Origin of the sequence: Undibacterium hunanense (assembly GCF_014284335.1) — a bacterium.
In the GTDB taxonomy this organism is placed as follows: Bacteria; Pseudomonadota; Gammaproteobacteria; order Burkholderiales; family Burkholderiaceae_D; genus Undibacterium; species Undibacterium hunanense.
Genome location: NZ_JACOGF010000001.1, coordinates 330,765 through 357,692 on the forward strand (window position 1 = coordinate 330,765; position 26,928 = coordinate 357,692).

The following is a 26,928-nucleotide window of genomic DNA, read 5'->3' on the forward strand; positions in this document are numbered from 1 at the left end:
TGTCGGTTCTGGCGTCTAGCCTATCCCCTATAAATTAAGCACATGAGGTTTTCCACAAGCAAAGCTCATGTGCCTGGCAAAGTACCGAGGCATACAAGATGAATAATACGACTCTGCACACCATACTGACCGAACTCGACATCCAGTTGAGTGACTATCAGGGCAGCGACATCCACAGCATTTCCCCCATCGATGGCCAGGTTCTCGCTGGCCTGCGCAGCGACACCGCAGCAGAAGTCAAACAGCGCATAGACCGTGCGCATGCCGCATTTTTACAATGGCGAAATATTCCAGCCCCACGGCGCGGCGAATTGGTGCGTCTGTTTGGCGAAGAATTGCGCGCACACAAGCAGGCACTGGGCCAACTGGTAACACTGGAAGCCGGCAAAATCCTGCAAGAAGGTCTGGGTGAAGTACAGGAAATGATCGACATCTGTGATTTCGCCGTTGGTTTGTCACGCCAGTTGTATGGCCTGACCATCGCCTCCGAACGCCCTGGCCACCGCATGATGGAACAATGGCACCCTATGGGTGTGGTAGGTGTGATTTCCGCCTTCAATTTCCCGGTTGCTGTCTGGGCCTGGAATGCAGCGCTGGCCTTTGTCTGCGGCAATAGCGTGACCTGGAAACCCTCAGAAAAAACACCACTGACAGCCATCGCCACCCATGCCCTGTTCATGAAGGCTGTGGCCCGTTTTGGCAGTGATGCTCCAGCCGGATTGGCTGAGCTGATCATAGGTGCGCGCGATACCGGTGCACAAATGGTGGAAGACAAACGTGTGGCCCTGGTCAGCGCCACTGGTAGCACCCGCATGGGTCGCCAGGTTGCCGAAGTCTGCGCCAAACGTTTGACACGCACTATCCTTGAACTGGGTGGCAATAACGCCATGATCGTCGCACCCAGTGCCGATCTGGAAATGGCGGTTCGCGCCATCACTTTCTCTGCCGTCGGCACTGCCGGCCAACGCTGCACTACCCTGCGTCGCCTGTTCGTGCATGACAGCATCTATGACACGCTGGTACCACGCCTGAAGAAAATCTATGCTGGCCTGCCGGTCGGCAATCCGCTGGACAAGGCCACCCTGGTCGGCCCGCTGATTGATGCCGCGTCCTTCGATGCCATGCAAAGCGCACTGGCGATTGCCAGATCAGAACAGGGCAAAGTATTTGGCGGTGACCGCACTGTCGTTGCCGGCAATGAAAATGGCTATTACGTCAGCCCCGCTCTGGTAGAAATGCCAGGCCAGGCTGCATCAATGCACCATGAAACCTTTGCCCCCATCATGTACATCGTGCGTTACAGCGATTTGCAGCAAGCCATCAGCCTGAACAATGAAGTGCCGCAAGGTCTGTCATCTTCAATATTCACGACCGACCTGCGTGAAGCCGAGACCTTTGTATCGGCTGCCGGCAGTGATTGCGGCATTGCCAATGTCAACATCGGCCCTTCTGGCGCAGAAATTGGCGGTGCTTTTGGCGGCGAAAAAGAAACAGGTGGCGGCCGCGAATCTGGCTCTGATGCATGGAAAGCCTATATGCGCCGTACCACAAACACCTTTAATTACAGCAATTCCCTGCCGCTGGCACAGGGCATCAGCTTTGATATTTGATTCAGATCAAAGTCAATGACTGCAAAAGACCGCCATGCAGGCGGTCTTTTGCTTTATAGGAAAAGAAAACAATCTTACAATATTACAATTCAGCAGCGAAGATCAAAACCGGCTCGTACATATCATATAGCTTATGAAAAAAGCACTTTCCTGCGCATCCATCAGCCATCTGGAACAACTGCCCAATGTAGGCAAGGCAGCCGTTGCCGACCTGCATCTGCTGGGCATCACTGAACCCGGGCAGTTGAAAGGACGAGATCCTTATCAGATGTACGATGAATTATGCAGTCTGACAAACACCAGGCATGACCCCTGCGTTTACGACGTTTTCATTTCCATAGTAAAATTCATGGATGGCGATCCACCGCTGGCCTGGTGGCACTACACCGCAGAGCGCAAAGCTCATCTGGCATCCCCCTCCTCACTCTAAGCCTATTCCTGACAAAATTACTCAAGTTTGCTATACTTGATCAAAATGCTCAACAATTCAGGGCATTCAGCTTTTTCTTGCGTGGAGTACCCCGGAGTAATATATGCGCCTGACCACCAAAGGACGTTTCGCCGTCACTGCAATGATAGACCTGGCCCTGCGCCAGGATAAGGGACCTGTGACCCTGGCCGGCATCAGCCAGCGCCAGGACATTTCCCTGTCCTATCTCGAGCAATTGTTTGGCAAACTGCGCCGCCACGAAATCGTTGAATCCGTGCGCGGACCCGGCGGCGGCTACAATCTTGCCCGCAAGGCACAAAATGTGACTGTTGCCGATATCATCATCGCGGTTGATGAACCTCTTGATGCCACTCAGTGCGGCGGCAAGGGTAATTGCCATGGCAGCGACCACGAAAGCGGCCTGCACTGCATGACGCATGACTTATGGGCGACGCTGAACGCCAAAATGGTCGATTACCTGGATTCCGTTTCGCTCCAGGATCTGGTCAATCAGCAAAGACAGAAAGCCTCGGAAAACCATGTTGTCGTCATGCATCACTCGCATGCCAGCCACATTGCATCTTGAATATTTGGAGTTTTGAATGAACGCCCCTTTGGAAAAAAGCCTGCTGGATACCTTGAAGTCACCGCATTTCCCCATTTACATGGACTATTCGGCGACGACGCCGGTCGACCCACGTGTTGCCGACAAGATGATCCCTTTCCTGCGTGCTCAGTATGGTAACCCTGCCTCACGCAGCCATATGTATGGCTGGGAAGCAGAAAAAGCGGTAGAAGATGCACGTGCACAGGTGGCCGATCTGGTGAATGCCGATCCGCGTGAAATCATCTGGACTTCCGGCGCAACAGAAAGCAATAACCTGGCGCTCAAGGGTGCAGCCAATTTCTACAAATCCAAGGGCAAGCACATCATCACGGTTAAAACCGAGCACAAGGCTGTGCTTGATACCGTACGTGAACTGGAACGCCAGGGCTTTGAAGCAACCTATTTGCAACCAGGCGACGATGGCCTGATCACGGTAGAACAATTGAAGGCAGCCATACGTCCTGACACCATTCTGGTATCCGTGATGTGGGTCAATAATGAAATCGGCGTGATCCAGCCTATCGCTGAAATTGGCGAACTGTGCCGCGAAAAAGGCATCGTATTCCATTCCGATGCAGCCCAGGCCACAGGCAAAGTCCATATCGATCTGGAAAACACCAAGGTTGATCTGGTCTCTTTCTCTGCACATAAAACCTATGGTCCCAAAGGCATAGGCGCGCTGTATATCCGCCGCAAGCCACGTGTACGTCTGGAAGCCCAGATGCACGGTGGCGGCCATGAGCGCGGTTTCCGCTCTGGCACACTGGCACCGCACCAGATCGCCGGTATGGGCGAAGCCTTCCGTATCGCCAAGGAAGAAATGGAAAGCGAACTGGCCCATGTACGCGCCATGCGCGATCGCCTGGCAAAAGGCCTGCAGGAAATTGAAGAAACCTATGTCAATGGCGACATGGAACATCGCGTGCCACACAATCTGAATGTCAGCTTCAACTATGTTGAGGGTGAATCCCTGATCATGGCGATCAAGGATATTGCTGTATCGTCCGGCTCTGCCTGCACCTCTGCCAGCCTGGAACCTTCCTATGTCCTGCGAGCACTGGGTCGCAGTGATGAACTGGCGCACAGCTCCATCCGTTTCACCATTGGCCGTTTTACGACAGAAGAAGATATCGACTTCACCATCGACCTGCTCAAGACCAAGGTCGCCAAACTGCGCGAATTGTCGCCTCTCTGGGATATGTACAAGGATGGCATTGATATCTCCACCATCCAGTGGGCTGCGCATTAATTCATATTCATTGTGCATTTAAAAAAACGCATTGAAGAAAACGTATTTTAGAAACATCAAGGAGCATCAAAATGGCTTACTCTGAAAAAGTTCTGGATCACTACGAAAATCCACGCAATGTCGGCGCCTTTGAAAAAGGTGATGACACAGTAGGTACCGGCATGGTCGGCGCACCTGCTTGCGGTGATGTCATGAAATTGCAAATCAAGGTTGGTGCTGACGGCGTCATCCAGGATGCCAAATTCAAGACCTACGGCTGCGGCTCTGCCATCGCCTCTTCTTCCCTGGTGACTGAATGGGTCAAGGGCAAGACGCTGGACCAGGCACTGGAAATCAAGAACACGGCAATCGCTGAAGAACTGGCACTGCCACCGGTCAAGATTCACTGCTCCATCCTGGCAGAAGATGCGATCAAGGCTGCTGTGCTGGATTACAAAAACAAGCACAACGCAGAACAAGAACAGACCGCCTGAGTTTTACCAAAAATAACAAAAGCAATATCGGCAGCAAGAACTGGAATCAACATGGCTATCACACTCACAGAAAAAGCGGCAAAACACGTCACCCGTTATATGGAACGCCGGGGCAAAGGCATAGGCCTGCGCTTTGGTGTACGTACTACCGGTTGCTCAGGCATGGCGTACAAACTGGAATATGTGGATGAAATTGGCAACGATGATCAAATTTTTGAATCACACGGCGTCAAGGTATTTGTTGATCCCAAAAGCCTGCCGTATATCGATGGTACCGAACTGGATTTTGCACGCGAAGGCTTGAACGAAGGTTTTAAATTCTACAACCCCAACGTCAAGGACGAATGTGGCTGTGGCGAAAGCTTCAGAATTTAAGGCCGGTGCAGATGCAGAATCATTTCGAGCTGTTTCAGTTGCCGCAGCGGTTTGCGCTTGATCAGGGACAACTGGATGCAGCTTACCGTGAAGTGCAGAACAAGGTGCATCCGGACAAGTTTGTACAGGCCAGCGAAGCGGAAAAACGGGTCGCCATGCAATGGGCAACACGTGCCAATGAGGCATACCAGACACTGAAAAAACCGCTAAAGCGCGCACGCTATCTATGCGAATTGCAAGGTGTGGATTTGCAGACAGAATCCAATACATCCATGCCCGGAGCCTTCCTGATGCAGCAAATGGAATGGCGCGAAAGCTTTGATGACGCACGACGCGATAATAACCAGGCCACCCTGCTGCGCCTGGAGCGCGAATTGAACAGTGCATTAAGAACGCAATTGCATGCCGTTGGTAACGCACTTGACCAGAGCCAGTTTCAGGAAGCCGCGCAACAAATCCGCGCCTGCATGTTTCTGGAAAAATTTATTGCCGACATCGCTGCTCTTGACGAGTAATTTCGAATAACCCGGCGAATCCGGATAGCACCGGGTTGCCCTTTTTGGATGCATTGCCATCCCCCATTTCACCATGGCATTACTGCAGATTTCAGAACCTGGCATGTCCACCGCCCCACACCAGCACAGGCTGGCAGTAGGCATCGATCTGGGCACGACCAATTCTCTGGTTGCAACCGTACGCAATAGCATCCCTGAAGTATTGAATGACGAAGAGGGTCGCCCTCTGTTGCCATCAGTCGTACGCTACCTGTCGAATGGTCATGCGCACATCGGCTTTAAAGCCCTGGCCGAGCAAAGCAATGACCCCAGGAACACCATCGCTTCGGTCAAGCGCTTCATGGGTCGCGGCTTGAAAGACATCGCTTATGCAGAAAATCTGCCATACGATTTCCATGATGAACCTGGCATGGTGCAGCTTAAAACCGTGGCCGGCATCAAGAGCCCAGTAGAAGTATCAGCGCAAATCCTGGCGACCCTGCGTCAAACTGCCGAAGATGCCCTGGGCGACGACCTGGTCGGCGCCGTCATTACGGTGCCTGCCTATTTTGACGATGCCCAGAGACAGGCAACCAAGGATGCTGCCAAGCTGGCCGGGCTGAATGTCTTGCGCCTGCTGAACGAACCGACAGCTGCAGCGATTGCCTATGGTCTCGACAATGCATCCGAAGGTGTGTATGCCGTGTATGACCTCGGCGGCGGCACGTTCGACATCTCCATTTTAAGAATGAGCAAGGGTATATTCGAAGTCCTGGCTACCGGTGGCGATTCTGCCCTGGGTGGTGATGATTTTGATCACCGCCTGTTTTGCTGGATCCTGCAAGAATCCAAACTGGCACCGCTGTCCGACGAAGATACCAGCACCCTGATGGTAAAGGCACGCGAGGCCAAAGAGATTTTATCCAGCAAGCCAAGCACCTTTATCGATGCGAAACTGAATTCCGGTGAATCCGTACATTTACAGATCAGTGCAGCAGCATTCGCCGAAATGACACAAAACCTGGTGGTAAAAACCACCACACCCTGTCGCAAAGCCCTGCGCGATGCCAGCCTGACGGTCGATGATATCGATGGTGTGGTACTGGTTGGTGGCGCCACACGCATGCCGCATGTACGCAAGGCGGTCGGCGATTTTTTCCAGACTACCCCACTGGCAAATATTGACCCTGACAAGGTGGTGGCACTGGGTGCTGCAATACAGGCGAATCTGCTGGCTGGCAACCGTGCCCCTGGCGATGACTGGTTGCTGCTGGATGTGATCCCGCTGTCGTTGGGCGTGGAAACCATGGGTGGGCTGGCTGAAAAGGTCATCCCGCGCAATTCCACCATCCCTTGCGCACGCGCACAGGAATTTACCACCTTCAAGGATGGACAAACCGCCATGGCCATCCACGTGGTACAGGGCGAACGCGAACTGATCAGCGAATGCCGCTCGCTGGCCCGCTTTGAATTACGTGGCATCCCTCCCATGGCTGCCGGTGCAGCACGCATACGCATCACTTATCAGGTAGATGCAGATGGACTGTTGTCAGTATCGGCACGCGAATTACGTTCTGGCGTGGAAGCGGCAATTACCGTCAAACCATCGTATGGCCTGGCCGATGATGACATCACGCGCATGCTGCAAGATTCCTTTACGTCGGCAGATGCCGACATGCAGGAACGTGCCTTGCGTGAAGAAGTGGTGGAAGCCGAGCGCATCCTGCTGGCCACCCAGTCCGCTTTGAATGCGGATGCATCACTGCTGGATGATGCCGAACAGGTACAAATCAAAGCATTGATGGCCCAAGTGCTCAGCCTGAAGGATGGCAAGGATCACCAGTTATTGCATGAGGCCATCGACAAGCTGGCACAGGGCACGGAAGAATTTGCAGCGCGCCGCATGGACAAAAGCGTGCGCAGTGCACTGGCAGGCAAAAAACTGGATGAGATTGCCTGACAGTGCAGCCAGCATCCAATACCTAAATACTGAATTGACGAGAACAACATGCCACAAATCATAGTCCTGCCCCATCCCCAGCTTTGCCCGGAAGGCACAGTCATCGATGCGCCCGAAGGCAAGTCCCTGTGCGAAGCCCTGGTTGAAAGCGATGTCGAAATTGAACATGCCTGCGAAATGTCCTGCGCCTGCACCACGTGCCATGTGGTAGTGCGCGAGGGTTTTAATTCATTGAATGAATCCACTGAAGATGAAGAAGATTTGCTGGATGCCGCCTGGGGTCTGGAAGCCACCTCCCGCCTGTCTTGCCAGGCCAGACTTGGCAAACAGGATATCACCATAGAAATACCAAAGTACACCATCAACCACGCACGCGAAAACCATTAAGTAGGATCAAGCAGAATCAAGCAAGCAATGCACCACCGGGTAAGAATCACCTTACCCGAACATGCCGGAGCCCGCCATGAAATGGACAGACACTTACAGAATCGCCGAAGCACTGTGCGATAAATTTCCAGACATTGATCCGCTGACTGTGCGCTTCACCGACTTGCACAACTGGATCGTGGAACTGGAAGAGTTCGATGACGACCACCTGCGTGGCGGTGAAAAAATCCTGGAAGCCATACAAATGGCCTGGATAGAAGAAAGATAAAAGCAAGCAAGTCCTGTCTTGAGTAGTGTCTCCATTGTAGTACCTCCATTGGATTGCCTTGCTCCCGGACGGTAAAATCACTTACCCCCAATGCAATCCTTGCGCAGTCTTGTGCCTGCCAGCCCACAGCATTTGAAAATATATTTTCGTCATGAGAATGATATCTTGCTGAAACGCAAAAAACCTTTTAGTATTTTAGAACTCATTTCATAAATAACAGAGGGATGCGTTCCCGGCTTTCAATGAGTTTGTCTGTCACTGATCAATAAATGAATGTCAGTTGAGCATGGTGATATGCTCAACCTGGCTATACCTCCCCGGGAAGTGTTGCACAAGGATCTTGGAATGCAGTTTAGACATCTCTTATCCGCACTACGCAGCAGAATTACGCTCAGACTTGCGATCATTCTAGCCGTCGTATTCGGGTTGACCGTCCCTGCCGCCATCCTGATTCCCTACCATCTGCATACGATAGAAACTGCAGCTCAGGTACGCAATGCAGAAGATCATAATCGTCTGGTTGAAATTCTGTCCGTTATCCTGAGTGAACCGCTGTGGCAGATCACCCCTGAAATTGCCAACATATCGAGCGAAGTGGTGTATTCCGACCCCAGGGTCGCGACTATCGAAGTCATCACCCTGCCCGACCGCAAAGAATTCATCAAGAACGACACCCGCAAACAAACCCAGAAAGGTCCCTTTACCAGTATGGAAAGGGAAATCAAGCACGGCGGACAAGTCATTGGCCAGGTCAGGCTGACGCTGGCAGAAGATTTATTGCAGGAGAGTCTGGCATCTGATTTCCGCCGGTATGTCACGACTGCATTCTTATCCCTCATATTGGCCATCATCTTTATTTTGGTAGTACTGCAATGGCGTCTGGTGCAACCGGTCAGAATTCTGATGGCCAAATCAGACAGGCTGGCGAATGGAGAATTGAATGACCCTATCGCACTGAACCGTGAAGATGAACTGGGCCATCTGGCGACCAGTCTGGAGGCAACCCGTCAGGCACTACAACGCTCATTCAGCGAACTCGAAGTCAAAAACCAGCAATTGCTTGAATATTCTGGCACACTGGAATCCAAGGTCAGACTAAGAACCCAGGAACTGGAAACCGCACTGAGCAACGTCAATTCAGCCCAGGCCGAACTGGCCAGGGTAGAACGCATGGCAGCCCTGGGCTCCATGGTGGCAGGTGTCGCACATGAACTCAATACGCCACTGGGTAACTGCCTGCTGGTCGCCAGCACGCTCGAAGAAGAAACCCGCTACCTGGTAAAAATGGTGGAAGACGGCAAAATGCGTCGCTCTGACCTGACACGTTACGCCAACACCGCTCTGGACTCCACCAAGCTCCTGTTACGCGGCCTGCAGCAATCCGCCCATCTGGTGGGTGATTTCAAACAGGTTGCAGTGGACCAGTCCAGCGCCCAGCGCCGTCAGTTTGCCTTGCTGATCATGCTGCAGGAACTGACAGCCCTGCTGCATTCCAGTCTCAGGAAAACACCGTATACGCTGGAACTGAATATCCCTGCCGACATACAGCTGGACAGCTATCCCGGCTTGCTTGGCCAGGTATTCACCAATCTGGTCAATAATGCCGTGGCCCATGGCCTTGAAGGTCAGGAAGAAGGTCACATGCGCTGCACTGCCGAAAAGCAGGGCGAACAAGTCGTGATCGTCTTTGAAGATAATGGCAAAGGGATACCTGCCGATATCATTAACCGCATTTTCGAGCCATTTTTCACGACCAAATTCGGTCAGGGCGGTAGCGGCCTTGGTCTCAGCATCACCTTCAATATCATTTCCAATGTGCTGGGTGGCAGCATTCATGCGTCCAGCGTGGTCGGCGTGGGCACCCGCTTTGAAATCAAACTACCCCTCATTGCCCCTGGCGAGCCTGAATCAAGCAATCCCCTGCTAAGCAAACGCTGAAAAGTTAACTTGGGCCGCCCAAGCCAATTTGGGCGTCACTAAGGTATACTGGCGCACTGTAAGAATTGAAATATAGTAGTTTTTTGCACAATAAAAATAACTGCATTTCAGTTCACTTGCCCTGAATAACATAGTGATTTACACCCCTCATGCATCAATACCTAGACTTCATGCGTCATGTGAAAGACCATGGCACAAGCAAAACTGACCGCACCGGTACAGGCACCCTGTCCGTTTTCGGCTATCAGATGCGTTTTGACTTGAATGAGGGTTTTCCTCTGGTGACAACCAAAAAGCTGCACCTGAAATCCATTGTCCATGAACTGATCTGGTTTTTGGCAGGTTCTACCAATATCAAATACCTCAAGGATAACGGTGTTTCCATCTGGGATGAATGGGCCGATCAGAATGGCGACCTTGGTCCGGTGTATGGCTCGCAATGGCGCAACTGGCCGACACCTGGTGGTGAGCATATCGACCAGATCAAACAGGTGTTGGAGCAAATCAAAAACAACCCGGATTCACGCCGCATGATCGTGTCAGCCTGGAACGTAGCTGACATTCCACAGATGAAGCTGCCACCCTGCCACGCCCTGTTCCAGTTTTATGTCGCAGATGGAAAACTGTCTTGCCAGCTGTACCAGCGCAGTGCAGATATTTTCCTGGGTGTACCTTTTAATATCGCTTCTTATGCCCTGCTTACCCACATGATGGCGCAACAAGCTGGCCTTGGCGTGGGTGATTTTGTATGGACCGGCGGCGATTGCCACCTGTATTCCAATCACATGGATCAGGTGAATGAACAATTGTCACGCACCAGTTTTCCCTTGCCTCAATTAGTCATAAAACGCCAACCAGATACCTTATTTGATTATCAATACGATGATTTTGCGTTTGAAAACTATCAGTTCCACCCTGCCATCAAAGCACCGGTCGCGGTCTGAACCCCAGGTTGAAACACAGTCTGAAAACAAGGATTCATCAGCATGTCATCATTAACGATTATCGTTGCGACTGATAAAAAACGGGGTATTGGTATCAACAATACGCTGCCATGGCGCCTTCCCGAAGATCTGGCGCATTTCAAGCGCACGACCAGTGGCCACAGCATCATCATGGGCAGGAAGACTTTCGAGTCCATAGGCCGCCCTTTGCCACAAAGACGCAATATCGTCGTGACGCGAAACCCTGACTGGCAGCATGCCGGCACAGAAAGCGTCGCCTCATTGCAGGACGCACGCTTGCTGGCAGGCGATGACCATGCTTTCATTATCGGTGGTGCAGAAATTTATCAGCAAAGCCTGCATCTGGCAGATACGCTGATCGTTACAGAAATACAACAGGAATTTGAGTGCGATGCTTTTTTCCCCGCCATCGATCCATTACTATGGAAAGAGACAGCAAGAGAAGAATGTTACTCAAAAGAAATTAATTTACACTTCGCATTTGTGACTTACAAAAAGATTTAGGATTACTATGTCAGGACACGGTTTTCACGTACATGGCCCGCATGACCATGAATTGGAACATGCGGCACACGGCAATGACGATTTTGCCAGCAGGATTGCTGTCATGACTGCCATTATGGCAACAGTTGGCGCCCTGTTTGGCTATGAAGGCGGCGCGACTCAGAATGATGCAGGCATGTTCAAGAATGAATCGGCAATTAAAAAAACCGAAGCGTCGAACCAATGGAATTTTTATCAGTCGAAGTCCAACAAGCAAAATTTGGCTGAATTAGCAATGGTATTACCAGGCGCCGACGCAGAGAAATACCGCGCCGAAGTCAGCCGCTACAAGACTGAAAAAGAAGAAATCAAGAAAAAAGCAGAAGCACTGGAAGAAGACAGCAAGGAATGGGAAAGAAAGTCTGAAGCAGCATTACACCAGCATCACCGCTGGGCGCAGGCCATGACAGCAGTACAGATCGCGATTTCGCTGGCAGCAATCACTTTGTTGACTAAAAAGAAGTGGTTGCAATATGTCTCTTATGGCGTAGCTGGTGTCGGTGCTATTCTGGCAGGACTTGCCTGGCTTCATATTTAATATGAGTGAGAAAAAGATGAAAAAAATACTCGGGATTGCATTGCTGGCGGCAGCCTGCGCAGCGCAGGCCCAGACTTCACAAACGGTGCAACTGGTGCCTTACCCCTACCTGCCCAAGGATGTGAATTTTTCTTTGGGTGCAGTTGCACTCTATATGCCTAAATACACGGGTTCGAATGAACGCCGCTTGGCAGCCTACCCTATGTTTGATGCACAATGGAAGAATGGTGCATTTTTCAGCGCTGTAAATGGTCTTGGTTATAACTTCTCCAAAGACCCCAGCCTGCAATACGGCCTGCGCCTGTCACTGGAAGCTGCGCGTGATGAATCACGTTCATCCAAATTGCGCGGGCTTGGCGATGTCAACACTGCCATCGAAACTGGTGCTTTTGTCAATTACAATATAGACCAAAATTATTCGCTGGCCTCTTCCATCCGTTATGGCTCCGGCGTTGATCACAATGGCCTGCAAATCAGTTTTGGTGGCCGTGCCACGACTGCACTGAATTCGCAAAACCGCCTTTCAGCCAGCCTTACAGCAAACTGGGCCAATACTGCCTATATGCAGTCGTATTTTGGTGTCACGCCTTCGCAGTCTGCTATCAGTGGCTATGCACAATATACGCCTTCATCCGGCATTTCTGACATCAAACTGGGCGCGACCTGGCACTGGAATATTGATGGCAACTGGTCCCTGATCACCGGGGCCTCTGTCAGCCGTCTGAGTGGCGATGCAGGCAAGAGTCCGTTCATTTTCCAGAAAACACCTGTCACCATATTTTCTGCGGCGACTTATCGCTTCTGATCATTTCAGTCGACCGACTTCAGCGTGTTTCTCAAAAAGAGTGTCTGCAAGCAGGCACTCTTTTTTATTGACGTAATTGTTGACGTAATTGTTGACGCAATTGTTGGCGCAATTGTTGGCGCAATCAGTGACACAAGCACAGGAAAGCCAGCATGGATTTTTAAATAATATTCATGTCTGACCCGGTTTGACAATGCAAGATATGGCGCAGATCGGGTTTTGATGACAATCAGATGAAATTTTGCTTTTCCTGTCTCAATCCTGCGTATTTTTTCACATTCGCCCCCACATATCTGAGAGAATTCGCTTCTTTGAATTTTTCGGCGCGCAAGCGGTTGATTTAACTTGCCCAGGCGTCTCCCTTGTAACAAGCTTTTTTGGAGACCTCCATGAAATTCCGCTTCCCCATCGTTATCATCGATGAAGATTTCCGTTCCGAGAATACCTCTGGCCTGGGCATACGCGCTCTGGCTGATGCCATCGAATCAGAAGGCATGGAAGTATTGGGCGTCACCAGCTATGGTGACCTGTCTCAGTTTGCCCAACAACAATCACGCGCCTCTGCCTTCATCCTGTCGATTGACGATGAAGAATTTGGTGATGGTACCGACGAAGAAACCGATTACGCACTGAAATCACTGCGTGCCTTCGTCGAAGAAATCCGTTACAAGAATGCGGATATTCCGATTTACCTGTACGGCGAAACCCGCACCTCGCGTCACATCCCGAATGACATCCTGCGTGAACTGCATGGTTTCATTCACATGTTTGAAGACACGCCAGAATTCGTGGCGCGCCATATCATCCGTGAAGCGCGTTCTTACCTGGATGGTCTGGCACCACCGTTTTTCCGTGCCCTGGTGCATTATGCGAATGATGGCTCTTACTCTTGGCATTGCCCTGGTCACTCGGGTGGCGTAGCCTTCCTGAAATCACCGATAGGCCAGATGTTCCACCAGTTTTTTGGTGAAAACATGTTGCGCGCCGACGTGTGTAACGCCGTGGAAGAACTGGGCCAGCTGCTTGACCATACCGGCCCGGTTGCGGCGTCGGAACGCAATGCTGCACGCATTTTCAATGCAGATCATTGCTATTTCGTCACCAATGGCACCTCGACATCCAACAAGATGGTCTGGCATTCTACCGTGGCCCCCGGCGATATCGTCGTGGTGGACCGCAACTGCCATAAATCCATTTTGCACTCCATTATCATGTGTGGTGCGATCCCGGTTTTCCTGATGCCGACACGGAACCACCTCGGCATTATCGGCCCTATCCCGCTGGAAGAATTCAGCATGGAAAGCATACAGAAGAAGATTGAAGCCAATCCTTTTGCACGCGAAGCCAAGAACAAGAAACCACGCATCCTGACCATCACCCAATCAACTTATGATGGCGTGCTGTACAACGTCGAAGTATTGAAAGATTTGCTGGATGGTGAAATCGATACTCTGCACTTTGACGAAGCCTGGTTGCCACATGCGACCTTCCATGACTTTTATAAAGACATGCATGCCATCGGCAAAGACCGGCCACGTGCCAAGAAATCAATGATTTTCTCGACACAGTCCACACATAAACTGCTGGCCGGTATCTCACAGGCTTCGCAAATCCTGGTGCGTGAATCCGAGACACGCAAACTGGATCGGGACAGCTTCAATGAAGCCTATCTGATGCATACCTCGACTTCGCCGCAATATTCAATTATTGCATCTTGCGATATCGCAGCGGCAATGATGGAAGCACCGGGCGGTACCGCACTGGTGGAAGAATCCATTCTCGAAGCACTGGATTTCCGCCGCGCCATGCGCAAGGTCGATCAGGAGTGGGGCAAGGACTGGTGGTTCCAGGTCTGGGGACCGGAAGAATTTGCCGCAGACGGCATAGGTTCACGCGAAGACTGGATGATACGTGCCGAAGATGACTGGCATGGCTTTGGCAAACTGGCGTCGGGCTTCAACATGCTTGACCCGATCAAGGCCACCATCGTAACACCGGGTCTGTCACTGGAAGGCAAATTTGGCGAGACCGGCATCCCGGCTTCCATTGTCACCAAATACCTGGCGGAACATGGCGTTATTGTTGAAAAGTGCGGCCTGTATTCCTTCTTCATCATGTTTACCATCGGCATCACCAAGGGCCGCTGGAATACCCTGCTGACTGCCTTGCAACAGTTCAAGGATGATTACGACAAGAACCAGCCTATGTGGCGCATCTTGCCCGAATTTGCGACGGCCAATCCTCGCTATGAAGGTGTAGGTCTGAAAGACCTGTGCCAGGGCATACATGAGGCTTACAAAGGCCATGACGTGGCACGTTTGACGACAGAAATGTACTTGTCCGACATGCAACCGGCGATGAAGCCGTCTGATGCCTTTGCCATGATGGCGCATCGTGAAACCGAACGTGTATCCATTGATGAACTGGAAGGCCGTGTCACTGCGATTTTGCTGACACCTTACCCACCGGGTATTCCACTGCTGATTCCAGGTGAACGTTTCAATCGCACCATTGTGGATTATCTGCGTTTTGTACGTGATTTCAATGAGCGTTTCCCTGGCTTTGAAACCGATTGCCACGGTCTGGTGAAGGCTGAAGTCGACGGCAAGCGCGGGTATTTTGTTGATTGCGTCAAATCCAGCGCCGAAATCGTCAAATAAGCCCTGCATCGTCATATCCAGGTATTTTGCAAAAAAAAAGCACTTGTCACTGCATTAAAGTGACGGGTGCTTTTTTATTATGCGGAGCAACAACACCACAATTAAATTAAAATCGTTTTCGAGATACAATCAACGCGACATTCAACGCGATAATCAGAAGACGGAAACAGGACATGGGTAGCACGATAGGATTAATGCCAATCAAACATGCTGAAATCAGCGTAGGCGAGACTGTACCCTGGCCTATCTATGATGAGCAGGGGCATTTATTGATGGCCTCCGGTGTCAAGGTAGAAACCCAGAATCAGCTAAACAGCCTGCTGGAACACGGCTATTGCAATCCGGACGCAATGTGGGACACCATTCCCTCGAAACTGACACCGGTATCACGTCCTGTATCGGCGCAATCCAGCCCGGCTGCCAGCACGCCTGCACCAGCACAAGAGTCGAACAAAGACACGCTCATGGAGCTCGACAGCGTACGCTGGAATGTTGGCGAAACCCTGTATCTGCAAGTCCATGACAATGTCGCCACCCGATACACAGTCAAACTGATCGGTTTTGTCAAAAACATGTCGATTCTTGTTACGGCGCCAACAATTGATGGCAGGTCCGTTATCGTCAGAGATGGCCAGACTTTCATCGTCCGCGCCTTTCCTGGCAAAAGAGCCTACGCGTTTTCGGCGTCTGCCATCAAATCGGTCTACACCCCGCACGCCTATCTGCACATTACCTACCCCAAGCAAGTGCGCTGCTCGACCATCCGTCAGGGCTCACGTGCTTCAGTCAAAATCATTGCGTCAGTCACCATAGGCGATCCGGAACAAACAGCAGCAGCAACACTGGGCGATCTGAGCATGGGTGGTGCATCGGGCGTGATTAAAAAATCGCTCGGTAAAAAAGGCGATGTGGGCATTATTAAATTCAAGGTCAGCGCCGCTGGCAATGACGAATACCTCACGCTGAATTTCATCCTGCGCTCGCAAGCCCCGACCGAAAATGGCCTGGAGTTCAGGCATGGTTTTGAATTCGTTGATGTATCAGCACAATCGAAGCTGATACTGTCTGCCTTTGTCCATCAGACCCTGGCGGAAATGGATTAAGTCCGCAAGACCTGACAATAAACACCGCACATAATTGTCGCGACTACATCGCTTCACACACAGCAGGCATTGAAGCTGAGATTTAAAACTGTGATTTAAAGCTGTGATTCAAAGCTGTGACTCAAAGCTGATACTTATGTCATGCCTTGTTGTCGCTGGCATACACCTTGACAAGCAGACCATCAAAGCCTCTCGTCACTGCGAGAACATCAGCCTGCGCGCCACATCATCTTACGCCTTGTTACACACACCCATAGTTTAAGTAAAACTTCACTGTTTGTTACACTTTATGGCGATCACGTAAAGACCCTTGCATTAAAATTGGTTTTCCCAAACGAAATTCTCCGGAATGGATAATCAGGAGTCACCATGCCACCTATCCGGCTAAATGCACGCAAACACTATCTTGTTGCCTTATTCGTTCTGGCGCTCAGCGCCTGCGGTGGCGACGAAAAAACCGCTAGCACCAACACGGCAAATAATCCACCGCCTGCTGCTCCCAGCATGTTGGAACGCCTGTTTGCGCCAGCACCTGTGGTGTCGAGTACAACGGTCAGCTTCAGCGGCAACCGTTCGAATTACACCATCACCAAGGTCACTGGCGGCTATACAGTCAAAGACAACGTAGGCAGCGATGGCACCACCAGCATTACAGCAGATATTCAACAGTTGCTGTTCAAGGATGTATCCGTCAACCTGATCATCGCCGACCTGTCGACGACCATCTCGGCGACCGATCTGAACGCGATCATTGAACTGTATATTGCCTACTTCAACCGGATTCCCGATGCCAATGGGCTGGCTTACTGGATCAATCAGTTCAAGAGCGGCGTGAGTATAGAAAAGATCGGTGAATCTTTTTATATCGCAGCGATACAGGATGCGGCGCTGACTGGCTACCTGCCCAACATGACCAATGCCGATTTCGTCACGGTCGTTTATAAAAATGTATTGAGCCGCACTCCTCCGGATAAAGCCGGACTGGATTACTGGGTGAATGGCCTGGCCAATGGCACAGTAAGCCGTGGTAATGTGGTGCGTTCCATGCTGATAGCCGCCCACGGTTATGCCGGTGATCCGGTATATGGCTGGATCAGCAGCCTGCTGGACAACAAAGACAGCGTTGCCAAAAATTTCTCCATTCAGCAAGGCCTGAGTTACATCAAAACCGAAGATTCCATCAGCAAGGGTATGACGCTGGCGGCGACCATCTCGGCCAACGATACCAGTGTTGCCAATGGTCTTATACAGTCACTGGTCGGCTTTCAGACTGCCAGCGGCAATGCACCAACACCAGCACAGGCATCGCGCTTCCTGGCACAAACCAGTTTTGGCGCCACCAATAATGACATCAATGGCCTGACCAGCAGCAGCTATGATGCCTGGATAGAAAAGCAGTTTGCCATGCCGCAAAAACTGCACCGAAGCTACATGGATGCACAGGCGGCAGGTTTCATCAATGGCTTGAGCGATCTGAGTCAAAACAATTTCTTTGAATCCTTCTGGCAGCAAGCCATTAAGGGGGATGATCAGTTACGTCAGCGCACCACCTTTGCCCTATCGCAAATTTTTGTGGTCTCTTTCCAGGACAGCACCGTGGCCAACTATCCACGTGGTGTTGCCTCTTACTACGATACGCTGGGGGCGAATGCCTTTGGCAATTTCCGTAATCTGCTGGAATCGGTGACCCTGCACCCCATGATGGGCACCTACCTGACTTCCCTGCGCAACCAGAAAGAATCCGGCACCCAGGTCCCGGATGAAAACTATGCGCGTGAAGTCATGCAGTTGTTCACCATAGGCCTGTATCAGTTGAATCAGGATGGCAGTTATGTACTGAATGCCGGCAAGCCAGTCGAAACTTATTCCAGTGTCGACATCAGCGGCCTGGCCAAAGTTTTCACCGGCTGGAGCTGGGCTGGCCCTGACAAGAGCGATACCCGCTTCTTTGGCGGCAATGCCGACCCTAACCGGGATTGGCTGCCGATGCAGAGCTACCCGAAATACCATTCGATTTCAGCCAAGACCTTCCTCGGCACGACCATCGCTGCGCAGTCTGCAGCCAACCCGGAAGCCAGCCTGAAAACCGCACTGGATACGCTGTTCAATCACCCGAATGTTGGCCCTTTCGTTGGCAAGCAGTTGATACAACGTCTGGTGACCAGTAACCCAAGCCCACAATATGTGTCGCGTGTTGCTGCTGCCTTCAACAATAATGGCCAGGGTGTGCGGGGTGACATGCGCGCCGTCATCAAAGCCATCTTGCTGGATAATGAAGCACGCAACGACGCCACACTCGCCTATGCCAATACGGGTAAATTGCGGGAGCCGGTATTGCGTCTGGCGAACTGGATGCGCACTTTCAGTGTCAACTCGACTTCTGGCCGCTTCCTGATGACCAATATGGATGATCCGCTGAGTGGCCTGTCCGAGACACCGATGCGCTCACCTACCGTGTTCAATTTCTATCGCCCTGGTTATGTACCACCCAATTCCGGCATCGCTTCCGCTGGCCTGGTATCGCCAGAGATGCAGATCACCGGTGAAACTTCGGTGGTCGGTTATCTGAATTTCATGCGCGATATTATTCCAAATGGCACGGGTTCTTCGCGTGACGTCAAGGCCGATTACACCAGCATGATAGCCCTGGCAGCGACGCCGGATCAAATGCTGGATCAATTGAATTTACTACTGATGGCAAACCAGATGAGCAGCGGCCTGCGCAGCCAGATATTGACTGCCGTGAATTCCGTCACCATTCCCACCAATAACACTGCCAATGCAGATGCAGCGAAAAAGAACCGTGTTTATCTGGCGACATTCCTGACTATGGCATCACCTGAATATCTGGTCCAAAAATAAAGGGGATCCATCATGACTAAAGTTAATGCTTCACGCCGCCAGTTTTTGCGTTATTCGTCCGCCCTGGGTGCCGCCGGGACTATCGGCAGCGCCAGTCTGCCGTTTGCCCTGAACCTCGCCACCATGGGTTCAGCCGCTGCACAGACGTCAACCGGCGGCTACAAGGCGCTGATCTGCCTGTTCCTGTATGGTGCCAATGACCATGCGAATACCGTGCTGGCAACCGACAGCACCTCATGGACCCAATACACCACCGTACGCACCACCAACGAAGCCGGGTCGATTGCCCTGCCGCCAGTGGGCAGTAACGGCGGCGTCTTGCCAATTACCCCCAACACGACGCAGGCAGGCCGCAGTTTTGCCCTGCACCCTGCCCTGGGCTCATTAAAGACCCTGTTTGACAGTGGCCGCGTGGCTATCGTCAGCAATGTCGGCCCCTTGATCGTACCGACCACGCTACAGCAATACAAGGCAGCCAGCGTGCCGTTACCACCCAAGCTGTTTTCCCATAACGACCAGCAATCCCTGTGGCAGGCCTATGCGCCTGAGGGTGCGACTTATGGCTGGGGCGGACGTATGGGTGATTTGCTGGCAGCCGGCAATGCCTATCCGGTATTTACGGCGATTTCTGCCTCTGGCAATGCAGTGTTCCTGTCCGGGCGTACCGTCAACCAGTATCAGGTCAGTGCTTCAGGTGCAGTACCTATAGGTGGGCTCACCGGTGCGCTGTTTGGCTCGACTACGGCAGGCAATCCACTGAAGTCCATCATCACGACAGACAGCAACAATCTGTTCCAGAAAGAACACGCCAACGTCACCAACCGCTCGATCAACGCACAAAGCCTGCTCAGTCCTGCCATGGCACCGGCAGGCGGTACCGGGGTACCTAATCCTACCCAATATACCAACCCCAACACAGGTGCTTTGGCAACCAATGGCCTGGCCTCACAATTGCAAACTGTGGCACGCATCATCGCTGGCCGCAGTGCACTTGGAGCGCAGCGTCAGGTATTTTTCGTCAGTATGGGCGGTTTTGATACTCATGACTTCCAGCGCACGGCACATGCCGATCTGATGGCGAGACTGGCACATGCCATCACCTATTTCGACGGTGTCCTTGGCAGCTTGCAAGGCACGGACATGCGCAATCAGGTCACCATGTTCACCGCCTCTGATTTTGGCCGGACCTTTACCAGCAACGGCGATGGTACGGATCATGGCTGGGGTTCACACCACTTTGTCATTGGCGGTGCGGTAAAGGGTAAGAACATTTATGGCGAATTCCCGGTCACAGGCCTGAAACATACGCTGGATGTGGGTTCCGGCAGCCTGCTACCGCAAATCTCCGTCGATCAGTATGGCGCCACACTGGCAAACTGGTTTGGTCTCAGTACATCGCAGATCAATGATGTCTTCCCGAATATCGTGAATTTCTCCAATCGCAATCTGGGCTTCCTGGGCTAAAATTCCGACAAACAAAAACACCCTGTTGCCCGGCAAGGCAACAGGGTGTTTTGCTTTCAGGCTGGCAAACAAGCCAGCCAGCAGCAATAATCTGAAAAATCAGAAAATCGATCTGGCAGTCAGCGTCGTAAAGCGTTCCAGCGCATAGGTGCCTGCCAGTGAATTGCCGGTAGCATCCAGACCCGGTGACCAGACGGCCACGGCCAGCTCGCCCGGCACCAGCGCCAGTATGCCGCCGCCGACTCCACTCTTGGCTGGCAAACCGACGCGGTAGGCAAAGTCACCTGCTGCATCATAGGTGCCGCAGGTCAGCATCAGTGCGTTCAGGCGCTTGGCTGAACTGGGATCCAGTATCTGCAGACCACTCCAGGGTATCGTGCCGTGATTGGCCAAAAAACTGCCTGCCTTGGCCAGTTCAGCACAGGTCATGGTAATGGAGCATTGACGGCAATAACTGTCGATGACTGCCTTGACCGGATTATGCAGATTGCCAAAATCTTTCATCAGATGGGCGATGGCGTAATTACGATGTGCCGTCATCCGTTCTGACTGGGCAACTGCCATATCAAAGTCCACACTGTTTTCGCCGGCGATGGTGCGGGCAAACTGTAGCACCGCAATATCTGACTGCACAAAGCGCCCCGACAGGATATCCGTCATGACCAGCGCACCGGCATTAATGAAGGGATTGCGCGGCTTGCCTTTTTCATACTCAAGCTGCACCAGGGAATTGAAAGGATTGCCTGAAGGCTCACGCCCCACCCTTTCCCAGATGGCATCGCCTTCACGGGCAAATGCCAGCGCCAGGGCAAACAGCTTGGTAACGCTTTGCAGCGAAAATTTTTGCCCGCCGTCACCTATCGAATACGTACTGCCGTCGAGGCAATGCACTGCCATGCCAAAATGCTGGGCAGAGACCTTAGACAATTCCGGAATGTACGAAGCAACCTTGCCTTGTGACAACAGAGGTTGAACTTCCGCAAAAATCGTCTCAAGGATTGCGGTGTAATCAGGCTGCATCAGGTTTTTGGTAAGGTCACGCCAACTTGTCCCTGGTATTTACCGCCACGGTCCTTGTATGAGGTCTCACACACTTCATCACTCTCAAAGAACAATACCTGCGCACAACCTTCGCCAGCGTAAATCTTGGCTGGCAACGGTGTGGTATTGGAAAATTCCAGCGTGACATAGCCTTCCCATTCTGGCTCGAACGGTGTGACGTTGACGATGATGCCACAACGGGCATAGGTTGATTTGCCCAGGCAGATCGTCAATACGCTGCGTGGTATGCGGAAATATTCCATGGTGCGGGCCAGCGCGAAAGAATTCGGCGGGATGATGCAGACATCTCCCTTGAAATCGACGAAAGACTTTTCATCGAAGTTTTTCGGATCAACGATAGTGCTGTTGATATTGGTAAAAATCTTGAATTCATCGGCGCAGCGAATATCGTAGCCATAAGACGACGTGCCATAGCTGACGATGCGGTTACCATCACGCTCGCGCACCTGGCCCGGTTCAAACGGCTCTATCATGCCAGTTTGCTCAGCCATACGACGTATCCACTTGTCTGATTTGATGCTCATCTACTTCTCCTGCCCAATTGATATTGGCGCGATTTTACGCGAAAACAGCTATATCTAATATGGAATTAGCTCTGAAAAATACAAACAAATTCGAGAAAATCCACCTAAGCCTGGCTGCACTGTCTGCCGCAATATCCATTTTTACGGCACCAAAGCAATATCTTCCGCAAATAAGGGATAAATCCACGGGCTTTTCTATTGCCAGCAAGCACGCGGACAGCCTCTCAGGCAGCAGGGGTAATCAATCAACGAAAAATTAACAAAAAATTACACCAATCACATGCAAGCTTTTGATTTTTCAGCAGAATTTCTTTTGATGCGCACAAAACAAGCGGGTTTCCGGTACAATCCTGCCCATGAACGCTCAGCCTAAAAATCTATTCTCATTCCCACGTTTCCGTCCCGAAGTTGGCGGAAAAAATACCGCACCCTTTTTACCCATGTCGCGTGCCGAAATGGATGTACTGGGCTGGGATAGTTGCGATGTCATCCTCGTAACGGGCGACGCCTATATCGACCACCCCAGTTTTGGCATGGCACTGATTGGCCGCCTGCTGGAACATCATGGCTTTCGCGTCGGCATTATCAGCCAGCCTGACTGGCAGTCAGCCGATGCCTTCCGTGCGCTGGGCAAACCAAATTTGTACTTTGGCGTGACTTCCGGCAATATGGATTCCATGGTGAATCGTTACACAGCTGACCGCAAGATACGTTCTGAAGATGCCTATACGCCCGATGGCGACCGTACCAAACGCCCCGATCGTGCGCTGGTGGTCTACGCCCAGCGTGCCCGTGAAGCCTACCCTGACGCAAACGTCGTTGCCGGCAGCATAGAAGCCAGCCTGCGCCGTATTGCGCATTACGATTACTGGTCTGACAAGGTAAGACGCTCTGTACTGCCAGATTCCAAGGCCGACATCCTGCTGTTTGGCAATGCGGAACGTGCATTGATCGACCTGACGCACAGGCTGGCGCAGGGCGAAGCCATCAAGGATATACGTGACTTACGCGGCACCGCCTTCATGACGCCACGTGGCTGGTTGCCAGATGATGACTGGACAGAAATCAACTCTGTCAAAATCGACACCCCAGGCAAGGTAGAAGCGCATACCGACCCGTATGCAATGGTGCCAGAGAAAGAAGCGAAATGCGCCACGGGTGATGCGCCCGCTGCCTCTGAATCTACAGAAGCAAAGCCCGCAGTCAAAGCCGAAACCAAGGCTGATGTCGTGCAACTGCAGGCCATACGCATCATGAGCCGCGAAGAGCGCCAACTCATGCTGCGTAACAAGCAACACAAGTCTGTGATACGCCTGCCATCCTTTGATGAAGTCAAGGAAGATGCTGTCCTGTATGCCCATGCCTCACGCGTATTCCATCTGGAAGCCAATCCTGGCAATGCCAAGGCATTGGTGCAGGGCCATGGTGACCGCGATGTGTGGCTGAACCCGCCACCGCTGCCACTGGCCATGGATGAGATGGACGGCGTGTATGACCGCGCCTACGCACGGGCACCGCACCCTGCCTACGGCAAGTCACGCATACCGGCGTGGGAAATGATACGTTTCTCGGTGAATATCATGCGCGGCTGCTTTGGCGGCTGCACCTTCTGCTCGATTACCGAACATGAAGGCCGCATCATACAAAGCCGTTCCGAGCCTTCGATTTTGCGTGAGATAGAAGAAATCCGTGACAAGGTCAAAGGTTTCACCGGTACGATTTCCGATCTGGGCGGCCCGACTGCCAACATGTACCGTCTGGCCTGTAAAGATAAAAAGATAGAAGAATCCTGCCGTCGCCTGTCCTGCGTGTACCCAAGCATCTGCTCCAACCTGGGTACAGATCACAGCAAGCTGATTTCGATTTACCGCAAGGCGCGCGCCCTGCCCGGCATCAAAAAAATACTGGTCAGTTCGGGCCTGCGTTATGACCTGGCAGTACGTTCACCTGAGTATGTGAAAGAACTGGTAACCCATCACGTCGGTGGCCTGCTGAAAATTGCACCTGAACATACTGAAGCCGATACCCTGTCGAAAATGATGAAACCCGGCATAGGCAGCTATGACGAGTTCAAGGCCATGTTCCAGAAGTATTCGAAAGAAGCGGGCAAAGAGCAATACCTGATACCGTACTTTATCGCCGCCCATCCGGGTTCGACGGATGAAGACATGATCAACCTGGCGATCTGGTTAAAGAAAAATGACTTCAAGCTGGATCAGGTACAGACCTTCATGCCCACGCCAATGGCACTGGCCACAACCATGTACCATACCCGCAAGAACCCACTGAAGAAAGTAACGGCGGATTCCGAAGTGGTAGAAACAGCGCGCTCAGGCAAGGTGCGCAAACTGCACAAGGCGCTGCTGCGCTATCACGCACCGGAAAACTGGGAAATCATCCACGAAGCCCTGCAACGCATGGGCAGACGCGACCTGATAGGTAGCGGACCACGTCATTTGATCCCATCCCGCCAACCACACATCCCCATCACCATTGATGAAAGTGGTGTTGCCAATGGCCGACGGATCGCCGCACCCAAAATTGATACTTTTGGCAAAAAACCGGCAGCGCGCCCGAATGCGATGGGCTCAGGTTTAAAAACGGGCTTAAAAACAGGTGTAAAAACTGCCATGAAGACAGCACCAAAAACAACAGCCAGGGGCGCAAGCAACTCAGCCGCACCTGCTGCGGGCCGTCCGGCGCTCGCCTACAAATCAGGCAAACCCAAAGCGGCCAGCAGCAATAAATCGGGACGGCGCTAAGTTGGTTCCATGATGTATCAAAAACATCATTCCATATAGATCAAAGCTGCGTTTTTCAACGCAGCTTTTTTTTCAGCATTTGCCTCCCATACTGTAGCGCTGATGTAAAATCAATTCATTGCTTGCAGCAACTTCAGGCCCCTTAGCAAGGAGATAGTATGAAGCACATGAAAACAGTTTTGATACTTGAGCATACCGAAGAAGTGTTCGACAAGCTCACCTGTGATGTCTGCGGCGCTGAATCCCACTGGGATGAAAACTGGGGCAGCAAGGAACATGAAAAAATCATCACCACGCTCAACCTGGAAGAGGAAGAGTCCTTCCCCAATGGCGGGCAATCGACCCTGACGCAATACCATATCTGTCCACCCTGCTTCAAAAACCATCTGGCAAAATGGATGGAAAGTCACAGAAATAGCGCGCCAACGGTGAGTAAATCAGTCTGGTGATATCTGGTAATGATGCTTGACAATAAATAATGCGGGCATCGGTCTGTGGGCGGCACATGCACAGGCCACCCTGCCTGCCAATTGCGACTCCCCGCGCAAGCTGTGTCAAGAAGTACAACGCTCCCACCCGAAATACGGCCAAGGTCAGTACTTCAACTGACATTCTTGCAGTTTATACATATGTTCAGCGCCTAATTTACTCATGCAGACGCATGCCAAGGTATAATGCAAGGTTTGATTGCATTAGAAAAGAATACCTATCATGGAAGCTGAACGCCTCAATAGCCTGTCCGCCCTGCTCGCCGACCTGACCGTCCGCGAAGCCGAACTCCGGAGGTATCTTTGACTTCGATATCAAGTCAGAGAAACTGGAACAAGTCAACGCCGAACTGGAAGATCCTGCCGTCTGGAATGACCCCAAACGCGCCCAGGAATTAGGCAAAGAAAAGAAATCCCTGGAAAATGTTGTCAACACGCTCGTGAAAGCGGACAGTGGCCTGCGCGACGCCAATGACCTGTTTGCCATGGCACGCGAAGAGAATGATGACGATACTCTGGAAGCCATAGAAGTTGACGCACAAGGTTTGCGTGAGCTGGTCGAGGGCATGGAATTCCGCCGTATGTTCAACAACCCCATGGACCCGAACAACTGCTTTATTGATATCCAGGCTGGTGCCGGTGGCACTGAAGCACAGGATTGGGCATCGATGCTGTTGCGTCAGTACTTGCGCTATTGCGAACGCAAGGGCTTCAAAGTAGAAATCATGGAACAGTCTGACGGTGACATCGCTGGCATCAAGACCGCTACTTTGAAGGTGGAAGGCGAATATGCCTATGGCTTCCTGCGCACGGAAACCGGCGTACACCGCCTGGTACGCAAGTCACCGTTTGACTCCAACAATGGCCGCCATACATCCTTTTCCAGCCTGTTTGTTTACCCTGAAGTAGATGACTCGTTTGAAATCGACATCAACCCGGCAGATGTGCGCACCGATACTTACCGCGCTTCTGGTGCCGGTGGTCAGCATATTAATAAAACCGATTCCGCTGTCCGATTGACGCATGGCCCTTCCGGCATCGTTGTCCAATGCCAGAATGACCGCAGCCAGCACAGGAACCGTGCTGAAGCCTGGGAAATGTTGAAAGCCAAACTGTTTGAGCTCGAACTGCGCAAGCGCATGAGCGAAAAACAAAATCTGGAAGATTCCAAGACCGATGTCGGCTGGGGTCACCAGATCCGTTCTTATGTACTGGATCAATCCCGCATTAAGGATTTACGCACGAATTTTGAATCTGGCAACACCAAAGCAATTCTGGATGGTGACCTGGATGAATTCATTGCGGCATCCTTAAAGCAAGGCGTGTAATACAGCATGTACATTGCGCAGGCGATCCGCCTG

General features: G+C 51.8%; 24 protein-coding genes. 22 read left to right on the forward strand and 2 right to left on the reverse strand.

All coding sequences use genetic code 11. The annotated features are described in order from the left end of the window. Positions 1-98: 98 nt before the first annotated feature. From amaB to H8L32_RS01560, 19 genes are all read left to right on the forward strand, one after another. Entirely contained in the window at positions 99-1,610 is a 1,512-nt protein-coding gene (amaB, locus tag H8L32_RS01470; RefSeq protein ID WP_186945380.1) for an L-piperidine-6-carboxylate dehydrogenase, read from the forward strand. Positions 1,611-1,743: 133 nt separating this feature from the next. Further along, entirely contained in the window at positions 1,744-2,040 is a 297-nt protein-coding gene (locus H8L32_RS01475) for a helix-hairpin-helix domain-containing protein (RefSeq protein WP_186945381.1), read from the forward strand. 103 nt (positions 2,041-2,143) lie between these two features. Further along, positions 2,144-2,626, forward strand: coding sequence for a Fe-S cluster assembly transcriptional regulator IscR (iscR, locus tag H8L32_RS01480; protein WP_186945382.1), 483 nt, complete (start codon positions 2,144-2,146; stop codon positions 2,624-2,626). 16 nt (positions 2,627-2,642) lie between these two features. Then, the gene (locus H8L32_RS01485; RefSeq protein ID WP_186945383.1) at positions 2,643-3,896 is read left to right on the forward strand and encodes an IscS subfamily cysteine desulfurase; all 1,254 of its coding nucleotides are present in this window, start codon (positions 2,643-2,645) and stop codon (positions 3,894-3,896) included. 71 nt (positions 3,897-3,967) lie between these two features. Beyond that, a complete protein-coding gene (gene iscU, locus H8L32_RS01490; protein WP_186945384.1) occupies positions 3,968-4,369 on the forward strand; it encodes a Fe-S cluster assembly scaffold IscU in 402 nt (133 codons plus the stop codon). Between the two features lie 51 nt (positions 4,370-4,420). Continuing rightward, positions 4,421-4,744, forward strand: a complete 324-nt coding sequence (gene iscA / locus H8L32_RS01495; RefSeq protein ID WP_186945385.1) for an iron-sulfur cluster assembly protein IscA — start codon at positions 4,421-4,423, stop codon at positions 4,742-4,744. A gap of 11 nt (positions 4,745-4,755) precedes the next feature. Next, a complete protein-coding gene (gene hscB, locus H8L32_RS01500) occupies positions 4,756-5,259 on the forward strand; it encodes a Fe-S protein assembly co-chaperone HscB (RefSeq protein ID WP_186945386.1) in 504 nt (167 codons plus the stop codon). A gap of 73 nt (positions 5,260-5,332) precedes the next feature. Beyond that, entirely contained in the window at positions 5,333-7,198 is a 1,866-nt protein-coding gene (gene hscA / locus H8L32_RS01505) for a Fe-S protein assembly chaperone HscA (RefSeq protein WP_186945387.1), read from the forward strand. Between the two features lie 48 nt (positions 7,199-7,246). Further along, positions 7,247-7,585 carry an ISC system 2Fe-2S type ferredoxin gene (gene fdx / locus H8L32_RS01510; RefSeq protein ID WP_186945388.1) on the forward strand — a complete coding sequence of 113 codons (339 nt, stop codon included), beginning with the start codon at positions 7,247-7,249 and terminating at the stop codon, positions 7,583-7,585. A 76-nt stretch (positions 7,586-7,661) separates the two neighbouring features. After that, positions 7,662-7,853 carry a Fe-S cluster assembly protein IscX gene (gene iscX / locus H8L32_RS01515; protein ID WP_186945389.1) on the forward strand — a complete coding sequence of 64 codons (192 nt, stop codon included), beginning with the start codon at positions 7,662-7,664 and terminating at the stop codon, positions 7,851-7,853. Between the two features lie 426 nt (positions 7,854-8,279). Beyond that, entirely contained in the window at positions 8,280-9,791 is a 1,512-nt protein-coding gene (locus H8L32_RS01520) for a sensor histidine kinase (protein WP_186945390.1), read from the forward strand. 149 nt (positions 9,792-9,940) lie between these two features. Then, positions 9,941-10,735 carry a thymidylate synthase gene (locus H8L32_RS01525; protein WP_186945391.1) on the forward strand — a complete coding sequence of 265 codons (795 nt, stop codon included), beginning with the start codon at positions 9,941-9,943 and terminating at the stop codon, positions 10,733-10,735. Between the two features lie 42 nt (positions 10,736-10,777). Continuing rightward, entirely contained in the window at positions 10,778-11,260 is a 483-nt protein-coding gene (locus tag H8L32_RS01530; protein ID WP_186945392.1) for a dihydrofolate reductase, read from the forward strand. A 7-nt stretch (positions 11,261-11,267) separates the two neighbouring features. Continuing rightward, positions 11,268-11,837: a DUF4337 domain-containing protein gene (locus tag H8L32_RS01535; protein WP_186945393.1), complete on the forward strand. Its 570-nt coding sequence runs from the start codon at positions 11,268-11,270 to the stop codon at positions 11,835-11,837. Between the two features lie 16 nt (positions 11,838-11,853). Continuing rightward, positions 11,854-12,642 carry a MipA/OmpV family protein gene (locus H8L32_RS01540; RefSeq protein ID WP_186945394.1) on the forward strand — a complete coding sequence of 263 codons (789 nt, stop codon included), beginning with the start codon at positions 11,854-11,856 and terminating at the stop codon, positions 12,640-12,642. Between the two features lie 389 nt (positions 12,643-13,031). Next, the gene (locus H8L32_RS01545; RefSeq protein WP_186945395.1) at positions 13,032-15,302 is read left to right on the forward strand and encodes an arginine/lysine/ornithine decarboxylase; all 2,271 of its coding nucleotides are present in this window, start codon (positions 13,032-13,034) and stop codon (positions 15,300-15,302) included. Between the two features lie 173 nt (positions 15,303-15,475). Beyond that, positions 15,476-16,405 carry a flagellar brake protein gene (locus H8L32_RS01550; RefSeq protein WP_186945396.1) on the forward strand — a complete coding sequence of 310 codons (930 nt, stop codon included), beginning with the start codon at positions 15,476-15,478 and terminating at the stop codon, positions 16,403-16,405. Between the two features lie 369 nt (positions 16,406-16,774). After that, complete coding sequence (locus tag H8L32_RS01555) at positions 16,775-19,267, forward strand: DUF1800 family protein (RefSeq protein ID WP_186945397.1); 2,493 nt, start codon at positions 16,775-16,777, stop codon at positions 19,265-19,267. Between the two features lie 12 nt (positions 19,268-19,279). Further along, positions 19,280-20,731, forward strand: a complete 1,452-nt coding sequence (locus tag H8L32_RS01560) for a DUF1501 domain-containing protein (RefSeq protein ID WP_186945398.1) — start codon at positions 19,280-19,282, stop codon at positions 20,729-20,731. A gap of 99 nt (positions 20,732-20,830) precedes the next feature. Here H8L32_RS01560 and H8L32_RS01565 read toward each other — a convergent pair whose 3' ends face one another. Next, the gene (locus H8L32_RS01565; protein ID WP_186945399.1) at positions 20,831-21,751 is read right to left on the reverse strand and encodes a glutaminase; all 921 of its coding nucleotides are present in this window, start codon (positions 21,749-21,751) and stop codon (positions 20,831-20,833) included. Then, positions 21,751-22,317 (reverse strand): dCTP deaminase, encoded by a 567-nt coding sequence (gene dcd, locus H8L32_RS01570; RefSeq protein WP_186945400.1) that lies wholly within the window; start codon positions 22,315-22,317, stop codon positions 21,751-21,753. The genes H8L32_RS01565 and dcd overlap by 1 nt, the downstream gene beginning before the upstream one ends. A 356-nt stretch (positions 22,318-22,673) precedes the next feature. Between dcd and H8L32_RS01575 the strand changes: the two genes are divergently transcribed. The 3 genes from H8L32_RS01575 to prfB all read left to right on the forward strand — a co-directional run bounded on the left by H8L32_RS01575 (position 22,674) and on the right by prfB (position 26,895). Continuing rightward, positions 22,674-25,079, forward strand: a complete 2,406-nt coding sequence (locus H8L32_RS01575; protein WP_186945401.1) for a YgiQ family radical SAM protein — start codon at positions 22,674-22,676, stop codon at positions 25,077-25,079. A gap of 158 nt (positions 25,080-25,237) precedes the next feature. Then, positions 25,238-25,528, forward strand: coding sequence for a hypothetical protein (locus tag H8L32_RS01580; RefSeq protein ID WP_222619123.1), 291 nt, complete (start codon positions 25,238-25,240; stop codon positions 25,526-25,528). 262 nt (positions 25,529-25,790) lie between these two features. Beyond that, positions 25,791-26,895 (forward strand): peptide chain release factor 2 gene (gene prfB, locus H8L32_RS01585; RefSeq protein ID WP_186945403.1). Its coding sequence is split into 2 segments (ribosomal slippage): positions 25,791-25,871 and positions 25,873-26,895, totalling 1,104 coding nucleotides; the frame shifts between segments, so codons are not numbered across the junction. Positions 26,896-26,928: the final 33 nt, after the last annotated feature.

Excerpts from the sequence above, each read along its gene's own strand:
- H8L32_RS01540 (WP_186945394.1), top strand. The coding sequence starts at position 11,854 with ATGAAAAAAATACTCGGGATTGCATTGCTGGCGGCAGCCTGCGCAGCG.
- H8L32_RS01560 (WP_186945398.1), top strand. The coding sequence starts at position 19,280 with ATGACTAAAGTTAATGCTTCACGCCGCCAGTTTTTGCGTTATTCGTCC.
- H8L32_RS01535 (WP_186945393.1), top strand. The coding sequence starts at position 11,268 with ATGTCAGGACACGGTTTTCACGTACATGGCCCGCATGACCATGAATTG.
- H8L32_RS01555 (WP_186945397.1), top strand. The coding sequence starts at position 16,775 with ATGCCACCTATCCGGCTAAATGCACGCAAACACTATCTTGTTGCCTTA.
- hscB (WP_186945386.1), top strand. The coding sequence starts at position 4,756 with ATGCAGAATCATTTCGAGCTGTTTCAGTTGCCGCAGCGGTTTGCGCTT.
- iscA (WP_186945385.1), top strand. The coding sequence starts at position 4,421 with ATGGCTATCACACTCACAGAAAAAGCGGCAAAACACGTCACCCGTTAT.
- iscU (WP_186945384.1), top strand. The coding sequence starts at position 3,968 with ATGGCTTACTCTGAAAAAGTTCTGGATCACTACGAAAATCCACGCAAT.
- H8L32_RS01545 (WP_186945395.1), top strand. The coding sequence starts at position 13,032 with ATGAAATTCCGCTTCCCCATCGTTATCATCGATGAAGATTTCCGTTCC.
- H8L32_RS01550 (WP_186945396.1), top strand. The coding sequence starts at position 15,476 with ATGGGTAGCACGATAGGATTAATGCCAATCAAACATGCTGAAATCAGC.
- H8L32_RS01565 (WP_186945399.1), bottom strand. The coding sequence starts at position 21,751 with ATGCAGCCTGATTACACCGCAATCCTTGAGACGATTTTTGCGGAAGTT.
- H8L32_RS01580 (WP_222619123.1), top strand. The coding sequence starts at position 25,238 with ATGAAGCACATGAAAACAGTTTTGATACTTGAGCATACCGAAGAAGTG.
- H8L32_RS01525 (WP_186945391.1), top strand. The coding sequence starts at position 9,941 with ATGCATCAATACCTAGACTTCATGCGTCATGTGAAAGACCATGGCACA.
- iscR (WP_186945382.1), top strand. The coding sequence starts at position 2,144 with ATGCGCCTGACCACCAAAGGACGTTTCGCCGTCACTGCAATGATAGAC.
- H8L32_RS01530 (WP_186945392.1), top strand. The coding sequence starts at position 10,778 with ATGTCATCATTAACGATTATCGTTGCGACTGATAAAAAACGGGGTATT.
- iscX (WP_186945389.1), top strand. The coding sequence starts at position 7,662 with ATGAAATGGACAGACACTTACAGAATCGCCGAAGCACTGTGCGATAAA.
- H8L32_RS01475 (WP_186945381.1), top strand. The coding sequence starts at position 1,744 with ATGAAAAAAGCACTTTCCTGCGCATCCATCAGCCATCTGGAACAACTG.
- H8L32_RS01485 (WP_186945383.1), top strand. The coding sequence starts at position 2,643 with ATGAACGCCCCTTTGGAAAAAAGCCTGCTGGATACCTTGAAGTCACCG.
- hscA (WP_186945387.1), top strand. The coding sequence starts at position 5,333 with ATGGCATTACTGCAGATTTCAGAACCTGGCATGTCCACCGCCCCACAC.
- dcd (WP_186945400.1), bottom strand. The coding sequence starts at position 22,317 with ATGAGCATCAAATCAGACAAGTGGATACGTCGTATGGCTGAGCAAACT.
- fdx (WP_186945388.1), top strand. The coding sequence starts at position 7,247 with ATGCCACAAATCATAGTCCTGCCCCATCCCCAGCTTTGCCCGGAAGGC.
- amaB (WP_186945380.1), top strand. The coding sequence starts at position 99 with ATGAATAATACGACTCTGCACACCATACTGACCGAACTCGACATCCAG.
- H8L32_RS01575 (WP_186945401.1), top strand. The coding sequence starts at position 22,674 with ATGAACGCTCAGCCTAAAAATCTATTCTCATTCCCACGTTTCCGTCCC.